Genomic DNA, 8,738 nt, shown 5'->3' with positions numbered 1-8,738 from the left:
GTGACCACCAGCGTCAGCCATACTCTGGCGGCCGGGAAAACGGACCTGACCGCCACCGGGTCCGCCTCGATCAGCCTCACGGGCAACACCGGCAACAACACGATCACGGGCAACACCGGCAACAACAAGATCATCGGCAACGCCGGCAACGATACGCTCAAGGGCGGTGCAGGCAATGACAAGCTCTACGGCAGCACGGGCAACGACACGCTCACCGGCGGCACGGGCAACGACGCCTTCGTGTTTCACACCAAACCGTCCTCTGGCAATGTCGACAAGGTTACGGACTTCAATCCAGTGTACGACAGCATCTGGCTTGACAACGCGGTGTTCACCAAAATCGGCAAGGTCGGCTCATCAACCCAGCCTGCGACCCTGAACAAGGCCTACCTGGCTTTGGGCACCAAGGCGAAGGATCAGAATGACTTCATCGTCTATGACAAGGGCACCGGCAAGCTGTTCTACGATGCGGATGGATCGGGTCAGGGAGCAGCTGTGCATATTGCGACCCTGACCAACAAGCCGACCCTGACCAACTTGGACATCTTCGTCATCTAAGTTGGCTCTCTCATGCCCTCCTCAAGCTCCACTCGAGGAGGGCATGTCGATTCCAAAGGGCAGACGCTCACCTGAACCGGTAGAGAATGTTTCCGACCGTCGCTCCCACCGGGTTTGAGCATACCAATGATGCCCAGAAATACGGAAGAGTGTGCGCCACGGGCGCGCTGAAGCGGCGTCTCAGATCGGCCGCATGCCGCCAATTCCCCCAAAGTCCCAAGATGCAAGCGGTCTTATAGGCACGAATGGCCAGGATCTTGCGCAAGAGGGGCTTTAGCTCTTCGGGGCAAGAGCGTTCGATTTCCTCTGGCTCGCTCAAGAAGGGCTCGACGGGGCGGGAAGCGGCCAAATTGCTACTCAGCTCGGATGCGTCTCGATGATACCTGACGGCCGGATTCAAGCTGAAGAAGACCGGCTCGTTCAGGAGAACCTTCAGCCACAGGAACGCATCCTCTCCGTACAGGCATCTGTTCTTTTCGTAAAAGCCTCCGTGCTTGCGCAGAGCATCGATGCGCGCGACCGTCGACCAGGGCGACATATAAGCCAACATGTGGACGGCCAGCATGGGATCCGTCCGGGGGTCGAGGCGGTGAAGCCCCGGGCGGATCCCCCGGTTACGCCACATGGGCTCGGTGGATGATCCGCCCGGCATTTCGTAATAACCGGAGGAGACCGTCGCAGCGTCAGGATTCTCAGTCAGAAGCCGGATGCTCTCGGCCAGATACGATGGGAGCCACTCGTCATCGGCGTCGAGGAAGGCGACAAGCTCACCGCGAGCAGCCTCGACTCCGCGGTTCCTCGCATGCCCAGGCCCGCGGTTCGCCTGCGTCATCACTCTCACGCGGTCGTCGGGAAAACGGCTGACCTGCGCCGCTCCATCGTCCGTGGAGCCGTCATCCACCACGATCACTTCGAAGTCGGTGTAGGTTTGCGACGCAATCGATTCCAGGGTCCGGGTGATATAAGGGCCCTTGTTGAAGAGCGGAATGACCACTGAGACCAGCACGACGGCTCCTCGTCAATCATTGTCTGCCAAATCGCCGGCAGCGCCCTTGCCTTGTCCGGGGCTGCAAGCATGTACGAACCGGAATGCGCAATGTGGGCCTCAGCCCGCGCGATCCGCGGCGCGGGTCTGGTATGCGGGTGAATGAGGCGGCGGAAGCAGCCAGTCCCTCAATTCTCCCGGCTCGCCATCCAGACCCGCCTCGGCCGCTGCGATGAGGTTGTACATCTCCCGGGCGGTCACGTAGTGAAGCCTGAACCGTTCGCCATCATTGTACCGCGCTTCGGCATCCGAAAAGAGAGCTTCGAGGTCCCTGCCCAGCAAGGCTTCGCGATCCCCGTCTGCCGCTCCATGGCACGAAAGCTTGATGAACAGCCAATCGGGACGTCCTTGCACGTGAACCCTCGCCTGAACCCAGCGATCAAGGCGTTCGGGGCTGTAACCGAGATTCGTGGTCAGTGTCCCGTCATCCATCGCCGGACGGGGCAGGCCTCCTTTGCCGGGCTTCCAATGCGGCACGAGGGGACCCTCGACCAGCACGACGCCTGACGCGCGCGGAGACATATGCTGCGCCGGAACGCCTCTGTCGTAGCATTTGGGGCATGTCGGATCGCCCGATGCGTAGTAGATGCTATTCAGCTGGCGAGGTTGAGCCGTCGTCCTCCATGCCGGGAACGTAAAATCCGCATAGCAGCCTTCTTGCTCCAGCACGGCGAGCTCATTGTTCACACCACAGAAATTGACGCCTCCCTCGCACCGGGAATTGGCCAAGGCGAAATTGCCGTGGATGAACCCCCAGGCCGGACGCCCGCTGGGCCATGCGGATAGTGCGCCGTGAGCCTGGAAGGTTTCAATCCCCTGTCGAATCTTTCGATGAAGGGATTCTTCGGTGTCGTCGCGATGATGGAGATGGAATTCGATTTCACCCCATCCCCCGGCGCAGAGCTCCACGAGGCGCGAGAACTCCCATTCATCGAACTCGTCCCACGGATAGAAGAAGCCATGCGCAGGTGGGCGCCCCTCGCAGTCCCGGTGCCTTGCCGCGATAAGCGGATATTCCCGAAGCCATTGCTCAAGCCGCTTCCGCGCGATGTGCTGTCCGGGTTGGTGAACCTGCGGCTCGAAATGATCAGTGATCGCCAAGAAAAGATGAACCGGGCCCTTTCCTGGCGATGCAGGCTGGCCAAACGCCCGCCTCGCAGCCGCACGAAGGGTGATGTCAAGCATATGAAAGCGATTGCCCCCGTTCATGCCTTGGACGCTCTCACGATAAGATGGCGGGATTGATGAGTGGTGAGAGGCTGCAACCCTTCCGCAGCCAGAATGCGCTGCATTCCCGAGTAGGTTTGCACGGTCTCGCAGAACTCACCGATGCGGAACTGCCGTCCCAACATATGAAGCATGAGGCTGTTGACGCCGATGTACCCGCAGACCGCGAGGTCCTTTATTCTTCCTGATCGGACATTTTGGCGGGCCCGGTCCCACAGCATGCTGGGAGGGTGCAGCATGGCCCAGAACTCGCCTCGGGGCCGCAAAACGCGGGCGACCTCGCCAATGACCTTTGGCACGTCCATGTACGGCAGGGCGACGCGAGAGAAAACGAGATCGAAAGACTGATCGGGGAATGGGAGAATTTCACCGGTCGCGACGAGAAGGTGGACATTCTGCGGAACGAACCGGGATCCCGCGGCGATGGCCGTGGCATCGCAGTCGATGCCCCACGCCTCGACCTGGGCTGTCAACGGCAGGGCCATGAGGCTCTGCCCCATGCCGCACCCGATATCGAGAATGTGACGGTAGTCAGGTCGGATTGGCGGCAAGGCGTGGCTGGGATGCGCTGGATCCTTCGCAATATCTAACTCTCCGTAGTGATATTGCAGCACAGGATCCATGGAAGTCTGTGACGCTCCGCTCGTTTCGTTGCAGCCGCTCGTCATTGGCATTCACCCCCTCTTTCCTTCGCGTGCCGCCCCTGCAGGCCATAAGAGCTCACCATCCCGCCGTAACGGCAAAGCTCACGCTCAAGCCGGCGTTGAGACATCACAGCCTCAGGACGATCTGGACCGAGCACAGGGTTCAGCAACCTGTTCGCGGGACAAGCACCATAGATATGCTTTCCGAGATAGCCGCCAATTGAACGAAACAGCCTTGGCGCTTTCTATTGAGAGGTACCCTTTCAGGGCGGTGTCAGGACCATTTCCCCTCACTCGATGCTCGCTGGCCCGGAGGTGCCAGACCTTGCTCATGATGGGTCAGCCAGGCTCGCCTTTCAGCCCATATTGATCCCGCTCGCCTGAAAACCGCAGTCGATTCGAACCATTCGCCCCTGTGGTATGCCCCTTCCCGGAGAGGTTGACGGCTTACCCCCGCAATCCTCAGCCTTTCTTGTCGACTGCGGCTAGCCTTGCCGTTTCCGGCATGATAATTGCAGTCTATTGGTCCATCTTCTCGAACCAAATCTATCAGGCGGGCGAGAGTGATTATTCTCTACGGCGTCCTTGCGATCTGCTCAGGATTTCTCACAGCGGCCTTCCTGTGGACGTCTGGGCCTTATCTTGCTCTCATCGCAGGCATCTTTGCAGGTGCCTTGGCTATCCTCGGAACTGCCATCTTACATTACGTTGCAACGACCGTTTTTGCTCCGCGAAAGACCCTCCCCGGCGCAGCCGTGCATCAGCCTCCTCGAGCAGAACCGGAAAGATACCGGAGCCCCTGAAGCTGGGCAGCAGAACAGCAGGCGACTCCCCGGAGGAGCGCCCCCGCAGTCTCAGATTTAAAGGCGAGGATCGCGTGCAAGCCCCTGACGTGGCGGCGTTCAGGGATCTGGGTTGTGAGGCTGTGGTTGCGGCGCTGTGGTGTTGGAGCGCCGGCAGCTCCGTGGGTTCCGTCGCAAACAATTTGTTTCAGAGTTTCAGCTACTGAGACCGTAGTCACAGGAGCGGAGACAGGGATGTTCAAGGGCAGGCATTTTGATCGTTCGGTAATCCTGCTCTGCATCCGCTGGTACTTGGCTTACAATTTGAGTCTGCGGAACCTTGAGGAGATGATGGCTAAGCGCGGCATCTCAGTCGACCACGCGACCATTCACCGATGGGTCGTTTGGTACTCGCCTGAATTTCTTAAGCGCCTCAATGCACGCAAGAGGGCCGTCACCAGCAAGTGGCACGTCGAGGAAACTTACATCAAGGTCAGAGGTCGCTGGATGTACCTTTACCGGGCGATTGACAGCAATCGGCGACACGGTTGAGTTCTGGTTCAGTGAATGGCGTAACCTAACTGCTGCCAAGCGGTTCCTGCGCAAGGCGCTCAAGCGGCACGGTCGCCCCGAGCGGATCGTGATCGACGGCAGCCAGACGAACCGGGAAGCCATCCTGTGCTGCGGTACCGCTGACCGGCTCCAGGACAGTTCAGGGTGCAGGCTGAAATTTATTAGGATCAGGCAGAGTCAATATCTCAACAACCGCATCGAGCAGGATCACCGTGCCGTCAAACGCCGTGTGCGTCCGATGCTCGGCTTCAAGTCTGCTTGCAGTGCCCGGTTGATCTCAAGTGGCATCGAGTTGATCCACATGATGCGTAAGCAGCAGATGATGCGTAAGCAGCAGGCGAAATATGCTTGCAGTCAGCAGTTGTCGCTGGCCGAGCAGTTTCACCTGCTTGCCGCGTGAGGGCGGCACGATGAACCTGCTGCTTTCTCGTCCCTATCCCGGATTTGCGACAGAACCTGCGGAACAGCACCGCGCCTGATGCATCCGCCCCATGGACTTGGAACACGTTCTTCGCCAGATCCACGCCGATTGTGCTAACCTCTCCCATGGACGGCTCCCTCAAGTGGTGCTCAACACCTCCACTTTGGCACACCAAGGCCGTTGGGGGCGTCCACCCCATCAGAGCCGGTCCCGTGGGGGACGCGGTTGTTCCTGAGTCCGAGGTAGGCCAAGGGCGGACTCCCGAAAGCGCGCCTGAACATGATCGTGAATGCCGCCGGGTTCTCGTACCCTAGATCCATCGCGACCGTGGTCACGGGTTCGCCGGCAGCCAAGCGCGGCATGGCGCACAGCAGGCAGGCTTGCTGCCGCCACGCCATGAAGCTCAGCCCAGTTTCGCGCCGGAAGAGCCGTGTGAAGGCGCGCCGGCTCATACCGATCGCCGTGCTCCAATCGTCGATGGTCTCGTGGACGGATGGCCGCTGGATGAATTGCCGACAGCGCTCCGCCAGGGGGCCGTCGGTGGGATAGTGCAGCGACAACGGCAGGACCGGGAGTTGCTGCATCTCATGCCGGATCAGCTCCATCAGCGCACCGGCGCGACTGTCCAGCTCGTACTCCAAAGGCAGGTTCAGGGCCTCGGTCATGAGGCTGCGCATGAACGGTGAGATGCCCACCACCTGGCAGCGGTCTGACATACCGGGAACCGCATCCGGCTCCGAATACAGGCTCTGCATGCTGACCGTTCCGACCATCCGCACGTGGTGCACGGTCCCGGGCGGGATCCACATCCCCCTCTGCGGCGGCATGACGTAGGTACCCTCCGGCGTCGTCAGCACGATCACGCCTGACGCGCTGGAGATCAGTTGGCCGCGCCGGTGATGGTGCGGCTCGATGATGAACCGATCCGGATAGACGCGGCCGAGGGCAAGGATCGGCTGGGGCACGCGGTCAACCGTGTCAATGCGGAGGTCACGCATTTGGCCCACTCTCGTAGTACATAGGCCCAACAGTGGTGGCAGGCCCTATCTGAGTTCTGTATCGTCGTGTCACATCGGCCGCAAGTGCCTTGCCCAAGCCATCCCATAATCGAGAAAAGAACTGAACGTGTCCAGCCAAGCATTACCCGTGAGCGCGAAACCAAAAGGAACGGTTTTCCCGGTTCTTATCTCTGCCAGCGTCTGCCATATGCTGAACGATATGCTGCAGGCTTTGCTGCCTGCCGTGTATCCGACTTTACAGGGTGACTTTAACCTCACCTTCGCGCAGATCGGGTTGCTGACCTTTATCTATCAGCTCACGGCGTCGATCTTCCAGCCGTTTATTGGCCTATACACGGATCGGCGGCCGATGCCCTACTCGCTGCCGCTCGCCATGGTGTCCTCGATGAGCGGGCTGCTTACGCTCGCCTTCGCGCCGAACTATGAGATCCTGCTCGCCGGGGCCGTGCTGCTGGGCCTTGGCTCATCCATCTTTCACCCTGAAACGTCGCGGATTGCCCGCCTGTCCTCTGGTGGGGCGCACGGCTTGGCCCAGTCGCTGTTCCAGGTCGGGGGCAACTTTGGCTCCGCGCTGGGTCCGTTGGCCGCGGCGTTCATCGTCCTGCCGCGTGGCCAGCACGGCCTCGCATGGTTCGCAATTGCCGCCGTGGCCGGCATTATCCTGCTGACCGGGTTGGCGCATTGGTACCAAGCGAACGGCCACGCGGTGCGCCCGACGAGTAAAGCGCCCGCGCGTCATCCTACCCTGTCGAGGGGACAGGTCTCGCGCGCCATGGCGATCCTGCTCGCGCTGCTGTTCTCGAAATGGGTCTATCTGGCGTTGTTCACCAGCTACTACACGTTTTTCCTGATCGAGCGGTTCCAGCTCCCCACCAAGGACGCACAGATCCTTCAATTCGTGTTCTTCGCGGCTGTAGCGGCCGGCACGATCGCAGGCGGCCCGATCGGCGACAGGCTCGGCCGCAAGATCGTGATCTGGGTCTCGATCCTGGGTGTGCTGCCCTTCACGCTGATCCTGCCGCATGTCGGTCTGACGACGACGGTCCTCCTGAGCGTGGTCATTGGCCTGCTCATGTCCTCGGCCTTTCCGGCGATTGTGGTCTACGGTCAGGAGCTGATGCCCGGCCGCGTCGGCATGGTTTCCGGCCTGTTCTTCGGGTTCATCTTCGGGATCGGCGGCATTGGTGCAGCCTTGCTGGGATGGGTGGCCGACTGGAAGGGGCTGGAGTTTGCCTTCCTGATCTGCTCGTTCCTGCCGGCGATCGGTATCCTAACAGCCTTCCTGCCGAACCTCCACCAGCCCAAATCCAAGCTGTCCTAGACAGGGACGCCAGCGCCCGCGATCGACGCGGGCGCTGGCGGCGGGAGGAACAATGGCTCGGCGGACCAATCACATCCATGACGAGTCGCGGAAGACCGTTCATGGGGCCGGGTTTCCGATCAAGGGAAGTGCCACTCCTCGTCTAGGACGAAGGGTGGCTTTGCACCAGCTTAGGGAACGTTGCCCCTTATCTTTCGCCAGGGCCGAAGGATGACTGCAAAACATCCGCATTGCGTCGCATCGCGCCGGCAGCATGATGGCTGGGCTGCCCAGGTTTTCGCGCTGGACGGCGCCATTGCACTCGAACTGACAGGCTGGATCCATCCATGAACGATACGCTGCTTCTGCTGCTCGCCGGCTTACTCGCGGGCAGCATGAATGCCCTCGCGGGTGGGGGCTCCTTCGTGTCCCTGCCCGCCCTGATCGGCGCCGGGGTGCCTTCGGTCAGCGCCAACGCCACCAGCACGGTCGCCTTGTTCCCCGGTGGTCTCGCCAGCACCTGGGTTTATCGGGACGGCCTGGCCGGCGTGTGCGGCGTGCCTCTCGTGCCGGTCGCGATCGTCACCCTGGTTGGAGGTCTCGTCGGAAGTCTGCTGTTGCTGTGGACGCCTGTCGCCCTGTTCGATCAGGTCCTGCCGTGGCTGCTGCTCGTCGCGACAATCATGCTGGCATTTGGTCGGCGGATCGGGCCTGCGCTGCGCGCTCGCTTTCGGGCCGGCCTTGCAACGATCCTGAGCCTGCAATTCCTGCTCGGCGTCTACGGAGGCTATTTTGGCGGTGCGGTCGGGCTGATGATGATGGCGGCCTGGAGCATTCTCGACGGAGCGGAGGTCAAGGCATTGAATGCGCCGCGCACGTTGATGGTGAGCGCTGCCAACGGCATTGCCGTCTTGTCTTTCGTTGCCGCCGGCGCTGTTGCCTGGACGGCCTGCCTCCTGGTGGGGCTCGGTGCCGTCGCAGGCGGATGGTGTGGGGCCCATGTCGGGCGGATCCTGCCTCCTACGGTGGTTCGGGCCGGGACGCTGTTGCTGGCCGCCGGCACCACGGTGGCGTTCTTCGTATGGGCCTACGTTTGATGCCACTCGCCGCGGTGAGACTGGGCAGTGCTCGGGACAACGACAAGTGTAAGTACTGCAAGTAATGTCGAC

9 protein-coding genes and 1 pseudogene are annotated in these 8,738 nt (G+C 61.1%); 5 read left to right on the top strand and 5 right to left on the bottom strand.

The features are described 5' to 3' along the window. Nucleotides 1–558: calcium-binding protein (locus E4K09_RS17250; RefSeq protein ID WP_166802371.1), on the top strand; the 558-nt coding region annotated here is incomplete at its 5' end. A 67-nt stretch (nt 559–625) separates the two neighbouring features. Here E4K09_RS17250 and E4K09_RS17245 read toward each other — a convergent pair. Together E4K09_RS17245 and E4K09_RS17240 are read right to left on the bottom strand one after the other, a co-directional pair. Continuing rightward, nucleotides 626–1,564, bottom strand: a complete 939-nt coding sequence (locus E4K09_RS17245) for a glycosyltransferase family 2 protein (RefSeq protein ID WP_134499019.1) — start codon at nt 1,562–1,564, stop codon at nt 626–628. Nucleotides 1,565–1,663: 99 nt separating this feature from the next. Next, nucleotides 1,664–2,272, bottom strand: a complete 609-nt coding sequence (locus tag E4K09_RS17240; RefSeq protein ID WP_134499018.1) for a hypothetical protein — start codon at nt 2,270–2,272, stop codon at nt 1,664–1,666. 123 nt (nt 2,273–2,395) lie between these two features. On the opposite strand from E4K09_RS17240, the gene E4K09_RS17235 reads away from it, so the two are divergent. Then, nucleotides 2,396–2,848, top strand: coding sequence for a hypothetical protein (locus tag E4K09_RS17235; protein WP_134499017.1), 453 nt, complete (start codon nt 2,396–2,398; stop codon nt 2,846–2,848). On the opposite strand, the gene E4K09_RS17230 is transcribed toward E4K09_RS17235, so the two are convergent. Continuing rightward, a complete protein-coding gene (locus E4K09_RS17230) occupies nt 2,809–3,504 on the bottom strand; it encodes a class I SAM-dependent methyltransferase (protein ID WP_134499016.1) in 696 nt (231 codons plus the stop codon). The two genes, E4K09_RS17235 and E4K09_RS17230, sit on opposite strands and share 40 nt — an antisense overlap. A gap of 1,007 nt (nt 3,505–4,511) precedes the next feature. Here E4K09_RS17230 and E4K09_RS17225 point away from each other — a divergent pair. Then, a protein-coding gene (locus E4K09_RS17225) for an IS6 family transposase (protein WP_193557306.1) occupies nt 4,512–5,229 on the top strand; the annotation gives its coding sequence in 2 pieces (ribosomal slippage) (nt 4,512–4,793 and nt 4,795–5,229; 717 coding nt in all). Between the two features lie 34 nt (nt 5,230–5,263). On the opposite strand, the pseudogene E4K09_RS30285 reads toward E4K09_RS17225, so the two are convergent. Together E4K09_RS30285 and E4K09_RS17215 are read right to left on the bottom strand one after the other, a co-directional pair. Further along, nucleotides 5,264–5,377, bottom strand: a pseudogene (locus E4K09_RS30285) (IS110 family transposase); the annotation flags it as partial. A gap of 22 nt (nt 5,378–5,399) precedes the next feature. After that, on the bottom strand, nt 5,400–6,248 hold the full coding sequence (locus tag E4K09_RS17215; RefSeq protein WP_134499014.1) for an AraC family transcriptional regulator: 849 nt from the start codon (nt 6,246–6,248) through the stop codon (nt 5,400–5,402). Nucleotides 6,249–6,369: 121 nt separating this feature from the next. Here E4K09_RS17215 and E4K09_RS17210 point away from each other — a divergent pair, with 121 nt between their 5' ends. Continuing rightward, entirely contained in the window at nt 6,370–7,590 is a 1,221-nt protein-coding gene (locus tag E4K09_RS17210) for an MFS transporter (protein ID WP_244610557.1), read from the top strand. Between the two features lie 326 nt (nt 7,591–7,916). Beyond that, nucleotides 7,917–8,666, top strand: coding sequence for a sulfite exporter TauE/SafE family protein (locus E4K09_RS17205; RefSeq protein WP_134499013.1), 750 nt, complete (start codon nt 7,917–7,919; stop codon nt 8,664–8,666). Nucleotides 8,667–8,738: the final 72 nt, after the last annotated feature.

Origin of the sequence: Microvirga pakistanensis (assembly GCF_004458765.1) — a bacterium.
In the GTDB taxonomy this organism is placed as follows: Bacteria; Pseudomonadota; Alphaproteobacteria; order Rhizobiales; family Beijerinckiaceae; genus Microvirga; species Microvirga pakistanensis.
Note: the sequence above shows the minus strand (reverse complement) of the source record. Positions and strands in the feature narration are given on the sequence as shown.

Bases quoted from the DNA above. Each gene is read 5' to 3' on its own strand.
- E4K09_RS17215 (WP_134499014.1), bottom strand. From the start codon at position 6,248: ATGCGTGACCTCCGCATTGACACGGTTGACCGCGTGCCCCAGCCGATC.
- E4K09_RS17230 (WP_134499016.1), bottom strand. From the start codon at position 3,504: ATGCCAATGACGAGCGGCTGCAACGAAACGAGCGGAGCGTCACAGACT.
- E4K09_RS17205 (WP_134499013.1), top strand. From the start codon at position 7,917: ATGAACGATACGCTGCTTCTGCTGCTCGCCGGCTTACTCGCGGGCAGC.